At 47.5% G+C, this 15,145-nt stretch carries 15 protein-coding genes and 1 tRNA gene; 6 read left to right on the top strand and 10 right to left on the bottom strand.

The window, feature by feature from the left end; genetic code table 11:
* Nucleotides 1–54 precede the first annotated feature (54 nt).
* A complete protein-coding gene (recQ, locus tag LACPH_RS05005) occupies nucleotides 55–1,842 on the bottom strand; it encodes a DNA helicase RecQ (RefSeq protein ID WP_274784680.1) in 1,788 nt (595 codons plus the stop codon).
* A gap of 117 nt (nucleotides 1,843–1,959) precedes the next feature.
* On the bottom strand, nucleotides 1,960–2,682 hold the full coding sequence (locus LACPH_RS05000; protein ID WP_274784679.1) for a hypothetical protein: 723 nt from the start codon (nucleotides 2,680–2,682) through the stop codon (nucleotides 1,960–1,962).
* A 398-nt stretch (nucleotides 2,683–3,080) separates the two neighbouring features.
* Here LACPH_RS05000 and LACPH_RS04995 point away from each other — a divergent pair.
* Nucleotides 3,081–3,154: transfer RNA gene (locus LACPH_RS04995), tRNA-Arg, on the top strand.
* Between the two features lie 149 nt (nucleotides 3,155–3,303).
* On the opposite strand, the gene LACPH_RS04990 is transcribed toward LACPH_RS04995, so the two are convergent.
* The 5 genes from LACPH_RS04990 to LACPH_RS04970 all read right to left on the bottom strand — a co-directional run bounded on the left by LACPH_RS04990 (nucleotide 3,304) and on the right by LACPH_RS04970 (nucleotide 8,105).
* Nucleotides 3,304–4,620: a Fic family protein gene (locus LACPH_RS04990; RefSeq protein ID WP_274784678.1), complete on the bottom strand. Its 1,317-nt coding sequence runs from the start codon at nucleotides 4,618–4,620 to the stop codon at nucleotides 3,304–3,306.
* A gap of 239 nt (nucleotides 4,621–4,859) precedes the next feature.
* Nucleotides 4,860–5,282: a DUF3284 domain-containing protein gene (locus tag LACPH_RS04985; RefSeq protein ID WP_087913240.1), complete on the bottom strand. Its 423-nt coding sequence runs from the start codon at nucleotides 5,280–5,282 to the stop codon at nucleotides 4,860–4,862.
* A gap of 183 nt (nucleotides 5,283–5,465) precedes the next feature.
* Nucleotides 5,466–5,795, bottom strand: a complete 330-nt coding sequence (locus LACPH_RS04980; RefSeq protein ID WP_274784677.1) for a PTS lactose/cellobiose transporter subunit IIA — start codon at nucleotides 5,793–5,795, stop codon at nucleotides 5,466–5,468.
* A gap of 37 nt (nucleotides 5,796–5,832) precedes the next feature.
* Nucleotides 5,833–7,137, bottom strand: coding sequence for a DEAD/DEAH box helicase (locus LACPH_RS04975; protein ID WP_274784676.1), 1,305 nt, complete (start codon nucleotides 7,135–7,137; stop codon nucleotides 5,833–5,835).
* A gap of 14 nt (nucleotides 7,138–7,151) precedes the next feature.
* A complete protein-coding gene (locus LACPH_RS04970; RefSeq protein ID WP_010489126.1) occupies nucleotides 7,152–8,105 on the bottom strand; it encodes a Gfo/Idh/MocA family protein in 954 nt (317 codons plus the stop codon).
* A gap of 208 nt (nucleotides 8,106–8,313) precedes the next feature.
* Here LACPH_RS04970 and LACPH_RS04965 point away from each other — a divergent pair, with 208 nt between their 5' ends.
* Nucleotides 8,314–8,670 (top strand): DUF4828 domain-containing protein, encoded by a 357-nt coding sequence (locus LACPH_RS04965; protein ID WP_010489127.1) that lies wholly within the window; start codon nucleotides 8,314–8,316, stop codon nucleotides 8,668–8,670.
* Between the two features lie 103 nt (nucleotides 8,671–8,773).
* On the opposite strand, the gene LACPH_RS04960 is transcribed toward LACPH_RS04965, so the two are convergent.
* Both LACPH_RS04960 and LACPH_RS04955 read right to left on the bottom strand, forming a co-directional pair.
* Nucleotides 8,774–9,130 carry a YxeA family protein gene (locus LACPH_RS04960; RefSeq protein ID WP_049173017.1) on the bottom strand — a complete coding sequence of 119 codons (357 nt, stop codon included), beginning with the start codon at nucleotides 9,128–9,130 and terminating at the stop codon, nucleotides 8,774–8,776.
* Between the two features lie 129 nt (nucleotides 9,131–9,259).
* Entirely contained in the window at nucleotides 9,260–9,985 is a 726-nt protein-coding gene (locus LACPH_RS04955; RefSeq protein ID WP_274784675.1) for a GH25 family lysozyme, read from the bottom strand.
* A gap of 347 nt (nucleotides 9,986–10,332) precedes the next feature.
* Between LACPH_RS04955 and LACPH_RS04950 the strand changes: the two genes are divergently transcribed.
* The 4 genes from LACPH_RS04950 to LACPH_RS04935 all read left to right on the top strand — a co-directional run bounded on the left by LACPH_RS04950 (nucleotide 10,333) and on the right by LACPH_RS04935 (nucleotide 13,143).
* On the top strand, nucleotides 10,333–10,527 hold the full coding sequence (locus LACPH_RS04950) for a hypothetical protein (RefSeq protein ID WP_025012952.1): 195 nt from the start codon (nucleotides 10,333–10,335) through the stop codon (nucleotides 10,525–10,527).
* 37 nt (nucleotides 10,528–10,564) lie between these two features.
* A complete protein-coding gene (locus LACPH_RS04945) occupies nucleotides 10,565–11,488 on the top strand; it encodes an SPFH domain-containing protein (RefSeq protein WP_274784674.1) in 924 nt (307 codons plus the stop codon).
* A gap of 201 nt (nucleotides 11,489–11,689) precedes the next feature.
* Nucleotides 11,690–12,562 carry a DegV family protein gene (locus LACPH_RS04940; protein WP_274784673.1) on the top strand — a complete coding sequence of 291 codons (873 nt, stop codon included), beginning with the start codon at nucleotides 11,690–11,692 and terminating at the stop codon, nucleotides 12,560–12,562.
* 125 nt (nucleotides 12,563–12,687) lie between these two features.
* The gene (locus LACPH_RS04935) at nucleotides 12,688–13,143 is read left to right on the top strand and encodes a GNAT family N-acetyltransferase (protein WP_306387358.1); all 456 of its coding nucleotides are present in this window, start codon (nucleotides 12,688–12,690) and stop codon (nucleotides 13,141–13,143) included.
* An 83-nt stretch (nucleotides 13,144–13,226) separates the two neighbouring features.
* On the opposite strand, the gene LACPH_RS04930 is transcribed toward LACPH_RS04935, so the two are convergent.
* Complete coding sequence (locus tag LACPH_RS04930) at nucleotides 13,227–15,131, bottom strand: M13 family metallopeptidase (RefSeq protein WP_274784671.1); 1,905 nt, start codon at nucleotides 15,129–15,131, stop codon at nucleotides 13,227–13,229.
* Between the last annotated feature and the right edge of the window lie 14 nt (nucleotides 15,132–15,145).

The following is a 15,145-nucleotide window of genomic DNA, read 5'->3' as shown; positions in this document are numbered from 1 at the left end:
TGCAACAATTGCGAAAATGCCTTGGTTCGGTTTTTGAGTGATATGCCAGTCGATTTAGCTTTGCGCTTTTTCCGGCTGGATCGCCTTCAAGACATCCAAAAAGATTTGACCGTATTTGTCGAGTTTGGCTTGGCCGACCCCTTTAACAGCCAAAAACTCGTCCATCGTTTGCGGCATCGCGCCGCCAATCGCCTTTAGCGTTTTGTCCGAAAAAATCATGTAAGGCGGCAAATGCTGTTGTTCTGCCAACTGACGCCGAGTACTGCGTAATTCCTGGAAGACTGTGTCATCGACTTCCAGTGTTTGCTTCGCTTTCTGCGCGGTTTTCTGGAAAACAGTTGCCTGGCCGCGTAAAACCTCGGCTCCTTTGGCGGTAAGCCCAAGTGTCGGATACTGGCCGCCGCGGGTCTCAAGATACCCACCAGCCGTCAAAAAGTCGATAAACGTTGTGATGTCACGCTGACGGCGATTTTGCATCAAGCCGTATGTAGACAGCTGATCCAAGTGAAACGACAAGACACGCTGATTGTGCGCCCCTGCAAGTACTTGGGCAACAACGCCCTTGCCAAATCGTTCGTGTAGCCGCACAACACATGACAACACCTTCTGGGCATCGATGGTCACGTCAACCGATTCGCGATCATCAAGACAATTAGAGCAGCGGCCGCATGGCTTAGTTCCCGTTTGCCCAAAATAATCCAAAATAAACTGTTGCAGACACTGGTCGGTATTGGCATAACGTTCCATTGTTTTTAGTTTGTCGTATTGCCGCTGTTTGTGCGCCTCGTCGCCTTCGGATTGGTCAATGAAGAACCGTTGTACCTGTAAATCTTGCGGCTTGAATAACAAAATGGCTTCGCTTGGAAGGCCATCCCGTCCGGCACGCCCGGCTTCCTGATAATAAGACTCCAAATCCTTGGGAATTTGGGCATGAATGACAAAACGAACGTTGCTTTTATCGATGCCCATGCCAAATGCATTCGTTGCAATCATAATCGGCTTGCGATCGAACAGAAAATCTTCTTGATTGGCTGCCCGCTGCTTTTCAGTCATACCGGCGTGATACTTTGCCACTGGTAACTTTTTATGTTCTAAGAACGTATAGAGGCGATCCACCTCTTTGCGAGTGCTCGCGTAAATAATGCCGGATTGATCGACATTGAGTTTAAGATAATCCAGCAGATAACGATCTTCGTCCTGATCACGAACCACTTTAAAGCTAAGGTTATCGCGTTCAAATCCGGTATTAATGACCCCATCATCCGGAATCATCAGACGTTGACAAATATCCTGACTGACCCGCGGCGTAGCGGTTGCAGTCAAGGCAATCACAGGCGGATGTGCTGGCAACTGGGCAGCGACCTGGGCTAGATTCAGATAACTTGGCCGGAAATCATGTCCCCACTGTGAAATACAATGGGCTTCATCAATCGCAAAAAGCGCCACATGCGTCGCGGCAAGTTGCTGCACAAACCAATCGTTGTCAAATCGTTCTGGAGCCACATACAACAACTTGATCTGCCCCGATTTTGCCTGATCCAGTCGCTCGTTAATTGTCTGAAAATCAAGCGTGCTGTTAATAAACGTCGCTGGGATATCATTGTCATTTAATGCATCAACCTGATCCTTCATCAAGGCAATCAAAGGCGACACCACCAATGTCAATCCCGGCAGTAACATAGCCGGCACCTGATAGCACAACGACTTACCACCACCGGTCGGCATCACGACTAGGGTGCTTTCTCCTGCCATCACGCGATCAATTGCCTGTTTTTGGCCGGTTCGAAAATGATCGTAGCCAAATTTTTCTTTTAAAATCGTTGTTGGTTGCGTGACAACCATACTTGTCCTCCTAACCGGTTTTTGCTTGCCTCAATTATAGATTTTGATAACTATAGCAGATGCCCTTTTCAAAAGTATTAACTGCGAAATGTGACGCCCTACCACAAATTGCCGTATTTAAAGCAAATTGACTACAAACCAAATAACCAGACTAAAGCCTAACACCATTAAATCCAGTAGTAATAAATTCAAATTCAACAAAGTCCACCACGCAAAGCCAGCTGGCCAAAACGTGAGGAAGAGATAGAAAATGACGATAGTGCCTAAAAAAGCCACCGGTGCACTTTGCCACATATTCTGCAGGTCGCGATGCGATAAAGCGACACCTGGCGTCAAAATCAAGGTCACGACTAGAAAAATAGCCAACCACTGCCAGTTAATCGCCACCATGCCGCGCATCATGACCCATTTTTCACTGAGGCTCGATGAAGCCGCAAGCACTTGCCACACCTGATTGCCTGCCGGGAAAAACGCCCACCGACCAAGGACCAGAAGAACAACGCTGATGCCCCAAACCGGTGCGCTGCTGGATAAAAACAACCCCAGCTGGGCAAGCGGATCATGCCTGTCATAACGCAAACTGACATGTGCGGCGCTGCCTTGCAACGGATCAGCCCGCAACGAAAAATTCGTCACCTGTAACCCAAATAATCGCGCAACAGCCGCATGCAACAGCTCATGAACAAAAATGCCCGGCTTCATGTACCAGATTTGCGTGTTCGATCGGCCGGCATGATTTACCATGGCTTGAACGGTTGCGCCGTTAACCGCGCTGATCATCAGGATGCCACCAATGAAGATCAACCAGCCGGGGACATAAACATTCATGAAAGCTTGCATGTGGGCATCCTCCTTTGGTATGGGTGGATTTTGGATCAGTTAACGTGTTGCTGAAGGAGATGAGGTTATTCACCGATCATTGACAGCATAAGAATGACAGGTTGCTTGGCGCTTTTTTTGCCATTCATTTTGCTTCCATAAACCGTTTGCCAGCCCAGAAATCTGCGTTTAAGGACCTTGTTAGCAATTGTTAGTTAATTTGTGGGGAAGCTCGGTCCGACACTGCCGCGAAAACGCGCTCACTGGCGCAGAAGTCTACGTGTAAGGACCTCAGGCGCAATGGCCAAGACCGGGCCATCACGCCTGAGGCCACTTACACTTCGACTTCTAACCGCGCCAGTTCGCGCTCTGATTAATTTGCCCTAAACGCAGCTTTAGTTTAAACTTGTGAATGTTCCGCGGTAGTAGCTCAATCGGATAGAGCGCCGGCCTCCTAAGCCGTAGGTTGAGAGTTCGATTCTCTCCTGCCGCATCATTATAGCATACCAAAATCGACTAACATAAAATCCACAAAAAGCCTTCCGTCTGTGTTTTTCAGGAAGGCCTTTTGCTTACACGGTAAAAAAACCAATAAAAATAGTAATAAATCTCAAACGGTTCAGTGCCTTTGTTAGTCTGCAATCATTTTGATGGCAGTATTTCGGCTAACACTTCTTTGCTTATGACGTGCTGAAGTGGATTTTTTGAAACGCTTGTAATCATTTTCTTACTTTCCAGCATATCAATGGCACGTTTAGTTCGTGTTCTCGGAATCGAGTTAGGGGTTCGCTTAAGAACTTCAACAATATCACGATCTTGTATACCATAAGTGATGCTTTCGGTAAATAAATACGATTGAAGAAGAACGTACAGGACCTCCTTCATCACGTCATCTAGATCAGTGAACTTCGCATACAACTTTTTGCTAGTTGATTGCAGCTGTTCCTTAGACGACTCCAGCTCATTTATAACGTCTGTTTGACCACTTTCGATAATCTTTAACATCCCTTTTAGAAAGAATGTTAGCTCTGCCCTGTTTTCAATATTATCAGCTTCTTGAAAGAGCCGATAATAGGTCGAAAGATTGTTGTGGATAGCAGTTGAAACAGATAAACCCGTAAATGGATCGAGCTTACTTGAAAGATACGATGACAGCAAATATCGTCCGGTACGGCCATTTCCATCCAAAAATGGATGCGTATTCTCGAACATGAAGTGCGTGATAACCGCTTTTTCAAGGGTAAGCAAATCATCACTGTTCATAAATATGATTAATTGTTCCAAGGCCACTTCAATTTCGTTTTCGGTAACAGGCGTTATATGAACAGCGTGAGCATCTGTACCAATAAATGCAAATTTATTCCTAAATAATTTACCATCGGGCAACTTTGCGTCTGGTATTTCTCCTTTTAGCAACTCATCACAAATGTCACGGTAATCCTTCAACCCGTTAATCTGCCTCATTCTACCAGTGGCCGAATCATGATACTTCCGAATGGTAGACTCCAACCGTTTCTCAACTCTACCAGGCTTCTGCTGTAAATTACCAATGATGGTTCCAATTTCCTTAGGATTTGTCTGAACGCCTTCGATTTCGTTCGTAAAAATAATCTCGTTACTCAAAAGCTTCTTTAAATAACTTCTAATCGCAACAGGAGGCAATTGCTGATGATTGGCTAAACTGACAATCGTCGCCGAATGACTCTGAATACGACTCATAAGGAGATTGATGTCATGTGTCTCGACAAAGAATATAGGATATTTCGCGACAGAAATCGCTTTATTTTCTGCGGCCGCGAGATCCAACAGAGCCGGGTTTTCAAGTACAGGAAAGAGCGTAGTTGTAACCGTTGACGGCCCTGAAAGTCTGAGTCGATATTCAGCATCAATTTCCTGAGGGCTCTTTCTGCCCGTGCCATTATTGTTGTACTTAAATTTGCTTAATGGTAAATAGCTCACGCGTCGCCACCTTCATTCTTTAAATTCCATAAATATTGCTGATTGTTCTTTAATTATCGCCCTCAATTTTAAAAAATCAAGTATTTTTAAAAATAGGAACTCGGAAATATAAGCCAACATGTAATATATCCGAAAAATAGAGAATAGAAAAAGTCTTCCACTTGCACCAGCGAGCAGAAGACTTTTGTTGTCATTAACTTTCATTGCTAGTAACAATGGTTCAACGCGTAACTTACTTGTTAAGCAGTTCGATACGACCGTTCAATCGAGTCGAGCATTCGCCCAACGTTGCGCCGGCGCTTGTGGCCTACGAGCAGCTCAGTGATCATTTGCTTCAGCTGGGCAACCCAGTTGATCGGCTGAACGGTTTCACTCACCTGAACGCGACTAGCCGCAGCACTCAACGGCGTAATCAAATAACGGACTTTGAACCGTGAGAAACGCGTCATTGTCAGCATCGCAAATTCGCGATTGATCACATTTTGTGTGACTTTCACCTGTGCCCATTCACCATCAGGAAACTGCTTGCGGTAGGTAAAACCACCAAGCTCAGCCATATCAACTGGCTGATGGCCAGCTGCGATAATATCGGCTTGGACCGGCGCTACGATTTTACTATATAAAAATGCTGCCGGTGTCTGTAATGTCTTTTCAATTTTCATGGGGATTACCTCTCTTGCTTGTGAGCGTGAGCCGGCGCGCTTAGGGGTCGGAGTGTAAGTGGCCTTGGGCGTGATGGCCCGGGCTTAGGCCATTGCGACCAAGGTCCTTACACGCAGACCCCTGCGCCGGGGAACGCGTTATGGTGACGACGGTGATGCTGATACCTGCCATAGCCGCCCGTTTTACTTTTGGGCATGGACTTGCTGGTAAAGATCAATAATCTCATCAGCAAGGCGACGAATTGTCATGGCACTCATAAGATGATCCTGACTGTGCACCATTAATAAGGTGACGTCAACTTTTTGACCTCGTGCCTCGTACGTCAGCATTTGGGTCTGAGCTTGATGAGCTTGCTTCAGCTTCGCATCCGCGTGTTTCAACAGTTTGCGGCTGCGTTCGATTTGATCGGCTTTGGCTGCATCAATCGCTGCCATCGTCGCTTTCTGCGCATCACCGGCTGCACTCATCAGCGTCATCATAGCAGCCATTTGTTTCGCCTTCATACTTTCCATGACTGCCCTCCGTCCCTATCATACCGCTGATTTCGTCTCATGGCAGCTTCTTATGCTTACCTTTATTACGCCGATCCCGTACGCGATTTTTTTTGTGCTTACGATGTTGCTTTGCGCCGGATTCAGCTGCTTCAGCTGGCTGCTCTTTCTTAAGCATTTTTCGTGCTGACTTTTGCTTAGGTACTTGAGCTGCTGAATCAACGGTGGCGTTGTCTTTTGACGTGTCTGCCGATGGTGTTGGTGGCGTGTCGACTAACTTTCCATCCACCATATACGCCCGGTGAATCCCATATTGCGGTACCAGCTTGGCCAAGTCACGGCGATCATGATCATCCCCCAAGGTCACGACTATCCCTGACTCACCCATGCGGCCGGTGCGTCCGGCGCGATGAATATACACTTCGGCTCGCTTGGGCGGATCAAAATTCACCACGGCCGGTAGCTTGGGAATATCCAATCCGCGGCCAGCCATATCGGTCACTAACAGCAAGGTCACGCGGCCATGCCGAAAATCGGTTAAGGCCCTTTGCCGGCTGGTTTGGCGACCTTCACGCGATAATACGGCAAAACGTACGGCTTGATGGCGCAAAATGCCGGCAGCCCGCTCTAACGAAGCATTTTGATTGAAGAAAACCAATGCCTTGAAGCCATCGGTGTGGGCCAGCGTACGTAACCAATCGATTTGATGCGCGCGATCGGTTTGCAAGAAAAGATGCCGAACTGTTCCTTGCGTTTTATCGATGGCACGGACATCAATCAATTTAGGCGTTTTGCCAAACCACTTAGACATTTCCCTGAAATAAGGACTTGGCGTGGCGGAGAAAAATGCCAGCTGTGTTTCGGCCGGAGCCGCCGCAGCGATTTCCCGAACCTGAGCAAAACCGGGATCCCGCAACATCTCATCGGCTTCGTCAACGACCAGTGTTTGCAAACCAGCCAGTTTTAACTTGTGTGATTGAATCAGTTCCAACAAACGTCCTGCTGTCGCCACAATCACTTCCGGTTTTTCTTTAAGCCGCGTCAACTGCCGCTTCACGTTCGCCGAACCGATAATGCCTTGAACGTTGACATGGATATCTTGCGCGTAAGGCGTTAACACGTCACGCGTCTGGATGGCCAACTCTTGTGAAGGTGCCAAAATAAGCAGCTGAAGGCCATCACCCGGCACGATTTTTTCTAATAACGGTAAGCCAAATGCCAGCGTTTTGCCCGATCCGGTCGGTGCCAGGCCAATCACATCTTCATCGGTTTTTAGCGGCTGATAAACAGCAGCCTGAATCGGCGTTTGTTCGGTAAAGCCATCAGCCTGCCACCGTTTTTGAAACGGGGTTGCAATTGTCAAAATGATCGTCCTCACTAAAAGTCCAGATTAGCGGAAGTCCGCAGAATCGACATAACTTGGTGTACTTCCTTGGCGAGTTGCCAAGCTTTATCAAAGGCATTCCGATCCTGACCGGTAATTGCCTTGGCAAAGTAAGCCGCTTCCGCTTCCATTGGGTTAGCCAGCTTTTCGGTGCTTAAAACCTGATCATCAAGTTTGATCGTCTCAAGTTCCGCTGCATTATCCATCGTCAGGGTCTGCCTGCCGGAATAAATTTCTGATGGCAGCGAACTATTGGTCGTTTTGCCGGTGATTAATGTAACAGAAAAGTCACCATAATCCAACCGTGCTACACCATCGCCATCAACGCCGCTTTTAAGAAAATGCGGCAGGTAAACGGCATTGTCAGGAACCCCGAACCACGCAACGGCATCGTAAACCAGATAAATGCCCAGATCCATTAAGGCACCGCCTGCGAACTCGGGGTTGAAAACATTCGGTAATTTGCCAGCCAAAAAAGCATCATATTTGGACGAATACTTCATATACGTGAGGGTTGCGCCATCGATTTGCTGGCGGTGGGTGAAGTCATTGACAACCTGGAAATTATGCTCATACACATGGCGCGCAGCTTCAAAAAGATACAGTTGTGGCTTTTTGCGCAACGCTTCATCTAATTTCTCAAATTCCATGGCTGTTGCGACCAATGGCTTTTCAACAATCACGTGCTTATCGGCATCCAGTGCCGCCAACGCTTGCGAGGCGTGCAGACTATTAGGACTGGCAATATACACCACGTCCACATCGCTGCCCAGAAAATCGTCCATCTTCGTATACGCCGTTGCAGGTGCCGTCTGGTCGATGAATGACTGAGCACTTTCTTCGTGTCGCGAATAAACTGCCGTCAGCTCAAAGGCATTGGTGGCCTTTGCTGCAGCCACGAATTGCTTGGTGATCCATCCTGTTCCGATCACGCCGAGTTTCAACATGGCAAGTCCTCCTTCAAACATGATCACAGCTGCATTCACACGCAACTGTGCACGTTCTTTTTTGATTCAACCATGGCCTAAATTAAAGGCCATTAGAACCGTTCATGATTATTGTAACAGCCCAGTAACAGAAAAACAGCACCACTGTAACCACTAAATAAAAATCTCATGGTAGACTAAGCATAGATAAAAATGGGAGGTCGAAAACATGGCGAGTTTTTTACGCGGGTTGAAATATGCACTCGCGCACCGCGGTCATCATCACAAGGATAAGGGCAAAGCACCGAATCCGGCAATGGCATTGGCAAAGAACTTCACGGGAAGCTTTGCTTTTCTTGATGAACAGACCAACAAGACCCACTCGCTAGCGATCTCACCGCAGCTGCAGATCGCAATCGACAATAAAATCCTGCCAGGACAAGTGGTTGGAATTACCATTAACGAGCTGACATTTCTTGATCATTATGGGTACAAACTGGTCATCACAGCAGACGACAATGGCCCACAGACCATTTATGACGAAGCCGAAGACGCCACCTATGCCATTATTATTCCAAGTGCGTGACAAGCATCAGCTATTCATCAGTGCAGAAGCCGACTTACGCTAATAGCAAAAAAAGTGCCGATCCATTGCGGACCGGCACTTTTTGCTGTTTTTTTATGATGGCCTACTCAAGCTTGGCCAACGCTGCTTTGGGAACCTGTGAACGTGAGATGCTTTCCCAACTGGTGACGCCTTTTTTATCATTATAGGTGACTTTCAGAAACGCATTTTTTCTTAACGGACGATCTCGATTCGCATTAAACTTCAACTGTTGTAAGCCGCCTCGCTCGTCAAAGCCAGGCAGATCGTAAGCATAAATCGTGTGCTTGTTGCCTTCATTATCACGATTGGTGACTCGCTGACCAGTGTTGGTAATTTTTGTGTAGTACGTGGTGCCGCCATAATTGGTGATTTCAAAAATCTTTAAACCGCCAAAAACGAGTACAACCAGCACGACCAGGCCGATCAGTACTTTTTTCATCCTGTTCACCTCGCTATTAGTATGGCCCAATATGCCACAATCGAGGATAGTTTCGGCGAACATTTAACGAACAGTTTTGTTAGATCAGCTCGTTTTGCGAATGGCCAGGATGATTGCGCAATTGTGCGCCTATTGCGCCAGCCGCAAGAAGCTACTTCGCTTTCCCATAAATACGGCAGCGCGATAAGTTGCTTGCGGTCCGTTGGGGATACGGGCACCTGCAGTATATTGCCAAAAGTTGCCCTTTTGCGCCGGCTGTTTGTCGCTCACGAACCACCGTGGTGCTTGAGGTACAACCGTTTTGACTTTTCCCAAAATATCCGGGCTCCCCATCAATAATACCGGCCGATGATATTGCTGCTGAATGGTCGTTATAAACGCGTTCAAATGCTGAGTCAGCCATGCAGTACTTGGCTTTCGCTCACTGTAATAACTTAAATAAATGCCGATGGGAAGATCGCCAATATTTGATCCGACTTTTCGCTCGAATTGAAGCGCCTGTGCTTGTGGCGTGGTTTCAAAACTGAAAACGTGATAGACGCCAATGCTTAACCGACTGCCGGCCGCCTGGTTAAAATTCGTATTGAAATTGTCATCAAAATAGCTGCTGCCTTCCGTCGCTTTGAGATAAACAAAGCTGACTTTACTGGCGCGTAAACGATCAAAATCCTGAACACCGTCTGTCTGGTCCAACCGCACGCCCAAAATGGGGTATGTTGACGGATCCGGTCGCGGATTGCGCTGCAACCACCATCCTACCAGCAACAAGACAACCAGTATGCCACCGGCGACGAATAACCACCGATGCCACCGATGGCGATAAGTATCTGCATAAATGACCCGCCGACTTCGCAAAAAAATCCTCCCTTATCGCCGCACCCCTTTTTAAAGGCAAACGGTCGCGTTGATTGGTCCTATTGTAACAAAGTCAAACGTTTTTCGGATAATAGGGTTAGAAAATTCTTGCCAATGAACATACAAAATGCAATTTTTACTACGGTAATCCGGTATTTTACGGCGCATGCTAAAACCCCGATTCAGCGCTTTATCAATATCGCAACAATCCTCACCATAAAGCTTACTGTCGCTGAGCCGTCCTGATTGTCTTTCCACTAACCGTGCTTTAGAATTAGCTTGTGATGATAATGGTTAGGGTCAGCCGCCATTATTAATCTGGATACATTTGGAAAGGAGCGACGCCAATGCTTGATGATCGGCTTTTAGGAACCACCTTTATTTTGCCAACCTCGGCGCGACAAGGCGAGATAACGCTTTATGGCATTCATTATCATTATCGCGTCAATGATGATGCTGCGGCTGGCGATTTGGTTGTCGTGAATGCGGTTTCACCTTTGTTCCTCGGCGTCGTTAAACCGGAACATCGCTTAAAATATTAAGCCTTAGAGCAGTTTTGACTCATGGGGGGTCTTGGATATGAATGTTGTTCTTATTTCAATCGCAGTGATTGTTTTAGTCATTGTCATCGCTGTGCTTTTCACCAGCGTTGCCATTATCCATACTGGTGAAGTTGGCATCGTCGAGCGACTTGGTAAGTATGTGGCAACGTTGCAGCCTGGTTTTCATGTGGTACCGCCGTTTATCTATCGCATCACCGAAATTGTCAACATGAAGCAGATTCCGTTAAAAGTTGACGAGCAGGAAGTCATCACAAAGGATAACGTTGTCGTGCGGATTTCTGAAACGCTTAAGTATCACATTACCGACGTCAACGCTTATGTTTACCAAAACAAAGATTCCGTCCTTTCAATGGTTCAGGATACCCGGGCCAATTTGCGTGGGATTATCGGTAATATGGATCTGAACGATGTTTTAAACGGCACCGAAACCATCAACCAAACCTTGTTCCAGCAAATTGCCGAAACAACTGCCGGTTATGGCTTGAATGTCGACCGGGTCAACATTGATTCCATTCAGGTAGATGCCACGATTCAGGATTCCATGAACAAACTACTCCGGGCTTCACGGGAAAAGGAAGCCAACATCATGGAAGCGGAAGGCCACAAACAAGCAGCTATTGCCAAAGCTGAAGGTGAAAAGCAGGCAGCCATTTTGGAAGCCGAAGCCAATAAGCAAACGCAGATTCTCCAAGCTCAAGGTCACGCGGAAAGTCAACGGTTAATCGCTGCTGCTGTTAAGGATCAAATCAACTCAATCAATGCCGGGTTGATCGACAATGGCGACTTATATTTGAAGTATAAAAATGTTGAAGCCATCGAAGCTTTGGCTAAAGGCACGGCCAACACGGTTGTTTTGCCAAGCACGGCTATTGATTCATTAGGCACTTTGCCGGCGTTAGGCAAGTTGTTTAACCAAACGTCTGATACGAAAGAAAATTGAGTCTTTTAAGTCGAATCGCACAAGTTGCCCTTCGACTTTTTAGTTCTGGGTAAATTTAACGCCCATCAGAGCACCCCGAATTTTTAACCACTTTGACCTACGTTATGTTGGTAACAGCCCCTTCACTTTCGCAACCAGGTCAAACAGCGTAGTATTGATTTAAATAAACCCGTTATTTGTCGGGTATTTTGAGGTGAGTCCATGTATCAACTCTTAACCGATTCTTGTTGTGATCTTCCTTATCAGACATTGCATGATCATCACGTCGATTTCGTTTCGATGCACTTTACGATTGATGGTGTGGAATACGAAGACGATCTTGGTGAGGATCATTATGATATCAACGCCTTTTATCAGCAGCTAAAGCAGAATGTCATGCCGACCACCACGCAGGTTAACGTCGGCCAATTTGTTGACTTTTTCACGCCTTACGTCAAGGCAAAAACACCCATTCTTTACATCGGGTTTTCCAGCGGCCTGAGCGGTACATTTAACTCAGCCACCCAAGCTCGCGCTATGCTGCTGGAAAAGTATCCGGACGCCCAGATTTACTTGGTTGACACTTTGGCCGCGTGTGCCGGTGAAGGCCAGTTTGTCCTTGATGCCATTGATAAACGCGATGCCGGCATGCCGATCGATGAATTAGCAAAATGGCTAACCGATCACCGACTTGACTATCGGATGTGGTTCACAGTTGACAAGCTTGATTTTCTTTATCATGGCGGCCGGGTTTCCCGAACGTCAGCGGCGCTGGGCACTATGTTGAATATCAAGCCGGTGATGGATGTTGACACTGAAGGAAAGCTACGCGTCGTTCGAAAAGTTCGCGCCCGCAAACGTTCACTCATCGACTTGGCTAACGAAACCTTAAAAGCTATTCAGGAAAATCCGCAGCACCGCGTCATCATTTCCACGTCCGGTGATCAGGAGGCAGCTAACTTTATTAAAGATCGGCTTCATGAAGCCTCGCCACAAACGCCACTGCAAATCGGCAACATCGGGCCGACAATTGCCAGCCACACCGGTTTCGGTTGTGTCGCGGTTTTCTCGATGGCAACGGAAGATCGGCAGTAATGATCGGTAACCGCAACCGTCACATATGCTTGTGTTTAAGAAAAAAATGCCACAATACCTCTTTAGCAATTTCATCAATAGGAAATCTGATAATGCCATATTTTTAAACGAGGAGGATGCCCGTTATGGCGACACGACGCGCAATGCCAAAAGATATCCCGCATCTATTACCGCTTATCCAAGGCTATTATCACGACAGCCCAGTACCGCTAACGATCGATTCACCGGCAATGGCCGCACATCTCGAACGTTTGCGTAACGACCCTGGGCTTGGTTATTTGTTAGTCGCAGAACACAATGAGCAGTTGGCTGGTTTTGCCATTTTATATCGCAGCTTTGATACGCGAACGTTAAAACCGGTGCTCATCATCAACGACGTCTATGTTGCACCCGAGTTTCGGCGACGCGGACTGGCGCGGCAACTCATGGCCGCAGCATTTGAGCTGGCAGCCGATGAGGGCTTTGCGAGTGCCAACTGGCAGACCCACACCAGCAACCTAGGCGCCCAGCATCTATATGACCAGATCGGTGAACGGGAAACCGGATGGCTGCATTATCATCATGCAATTCCTGACACATAGAAAAAAGGCCGGCTCTTGTCATTAGTAATGAGAACCGGCCTTTTTGTCAATTATGTTTCATTTAAAACACTTTCGTTTAAAAATTAACGATGCCAAATCGTCAATCGCTTCTGCGGCTGCCGATACATCCCATCTTGCGGTTGTACCTGAAAAGCCTGGTACCATGCCGGAAAGTTCTGGACTGGCACATTCACGCGTAACGCAGCCGGCGCATGGACATCCTGACGTAACAGCGTTTTAACTCGCTCCGGCCGCATTTTCGTGGCCCATGAACGGGCGTAAGTCGTGAAAAATGCCTGCAGATCCTTGGCGTCAGGATGTTCGCCAAGCAAAGCCAACGCGACATCCATTCCTGCGTTATCCGCCATGTTTTCACTCACTGTCAGCGTCCCGTTGACTTTAACGCCTTCGTAAGTGAGCCCATCAAATTGCGCCGCCATCGCTTCAACCAGTTGATTGAAAGCCTGCTTATCGGCCGGCGTCCACCAGTTGTGCAAATTCCCGTGTTCATCATACAACGCCCCATTATTATCAAATGAATGTGAAATTTCATGGCCAATGGTCACGCCAGTACCGCCAAGATTCTGTGCCTTTGTCCAATTAAGCGCGTAATAAGGCGGCTGCAGAATCCCAGCCGGAAATGTGATGTCATTTTTCAATGGGTCATAACTGGCATTCACCAAGTGGCCCGGCATGTTCCACTCATTGCGATCTACCGGCTGGCCTACTTGCTTAAACCAAAATTGCTGCGTCTGGCTGCTTAACTTAAGAATGGCTGTCAGTAAATCGTCATCGGCATCTACCGTCAAGTGGTCATACAGTGAAAAGAGCTGATCGGGGTATCCCATCTTCACCTTCATGGTGGCCAACTTGCGGATCGCTTTTTGCTTGGTCGTCGAACTCAGCCAGGTATTGTTCTCGAGTTGAACGCGGTACTGCGCAAGAATCTGTTCGACTATCGCGGTGATATCTGCCTTTGCATCGGCACCAAAATAAGTTTGACCGTAATATTGACCGATCACATCGTCAAAATATTCGTTGGCAATGCCAAAAGCATGCTTGGTCCATGATGACGGCTCCGGCTGCCCCGCCAAGAAACGGTCGTATTGTCCGGCGAGCTGCCGTAGATCATCGCTTAGGTAAGTTGCGCAAGACAACAATTCGTTGATCACCATCCACGCATGCCACTCGGGATAATTGTCGGCCGTGATAAGTGTTGGTAGGTTCGGCACGTAATTCGGGACCACGGCATTAACCTTGGTCTGCGTTTGCGGCATTAAATCGGCAAAGACTTGGGGGATACCCAAGAATCCGGCAGCTTCCTCAAATGCTTGCCACGTCATCGGATTGTCAAAGGTACTATCCACGGCCAAATCAACATTATCCGGCACATCCGCTGCCAAGCGTCGGTCAAACCGCTTAGCCGCTTCAACATAATCTTTTTGGTCACTTTCACTGAAACCTGCAGCTGCCAACATGGCCGTCGCCATTTTCGACCAGGCTGCTAGATCAGCGGCGTTTTCCGCATCACCATTACGATACATCGCAGCATCAGGCAAAATTGTATCCGGACCACTCAGATTTAAAATATTGTGCTCAGCATCATGCATATCGGCATCGACATACGACGTCACCGGCAACACGTATTGCGCAGCTATCAGCGTCGGCATCGCTGCCCGAAACTGATCTAAGGTTTTAAGCTTTACCAGTGTCTGGACGCGCGTGCGCACAGGATCAATCCCCAACTGCTGCCGCTTGGCTTTGTCATCAGCCTTTGCGAATAACCGGGCGGCATATCGCAGTGGTGACACAGTGTCACTTTCTGTCAACGCCATCTTTCTTAAATCGGCCACCAGTTTCGTGCGAATTTCGTCCGATAAATCACTATCCGCACTAACAACGCTCTTATCCGGTGGAATCTGCGTTTTCTCCTGCCACGCGCCGTTAACCGCCATGTACAAATCATCCTGAATCCGTGGTAAAGCCATTGAAATCCCCTCGT

This window comes from Lacticaseibacillus parahuelsenbergensis (assembly GCF_030770265.1).
GTDB classification, from domain to species: Bacteria; Bacillota; Bacilli; order Lactobacillales; family Lactobacillaceae; genus Lacticaseibacillus; species Lacticaseibacillus casei.
This window is presented reverse-complemented; position numbering and strand designations above follow the sequence as displayed.

Coding starts and splice junctions, on each gene's coding strand:
- recQ (WP_274784680.1), bottom strand. CDS start 1,842: ATGGTTGTCACGCAACCAACAACGATTTTAAAAGAAAAATTTGGCTAC.
- LACPH_RS05000 (WP_274784679.1), bottom strand. CDS start 2,682: ATGCAAGCTTTCATGAATGTTTATGTCCCCGGCTGGTTGATCTTCATT.
- LACPH_RS04985 (WP_087913240.1), bottom strand. CDS start 5,282: ATGAAAATTGAAAAGACATTACAGACACCGGCAGCATTTTTATATAGT.
- LACPH_RS04980 (WP_274784677.1), bottom strand. CDS start 5,795: ATGGAAAGTATGAAGGCGAAACAAATGGCTGCTATGATGACGCTGATG.
- LACPH_RS04970 (WP_010489126.1), bottom strand. CDS start 8,105: ATGTTGAAACTCGGCGTGATCGGAACAGGATGGATCACCAAGCAATTC.
- LACPH_RS04965 (WP_010489127.1), top strand. CDS start 8,314: ATGGCGAGTTTTTTACGCGGGTTGAAATATGCACTCGCGCACCGCGGT.
- LACPH_RS04960 (WP_049173017.1), bottom strand. CDS start 9,130: ATGAAAAAAGTACTGATCGGCCTGGTCGTGCTGGTTGTACTCGTTTTT.
- LACPH_RS04950 (WP_025012952.1), top strand. CDS start 10,333: ATGCTTGATGATCGGCTTTTAGGAACCACCTTTATTTTGCCAACCTCG.
- LACPH_RS04945 (WP_274784674.1), top strand. CDS start 10,565: ATGAATGTTGTTCTTATTTCAATCGCAGTGATTGTTTTAGTCATTGTC.
- LACPH_RS04940 (WP_274784673.1), top strand. CDS start 11,690: ATGTATCAACTCTTAACCGATTCTTGTTGTGATCTTCCTTATCAGACA.
- LACPH_RS04935 (WP_306387358.1), top strand. CDS start 12,688: ATGGCGACACGACGCGCAATGCCAAAAGATATCCCGCATCTATTACCG.
- LACPH_RS04930 (WP_274784671.1), bottom strand. CDS start 15,131: ATGGCTTTACCACGGATTCAGGATGATTTGTACATGGCGGTTAACGGC.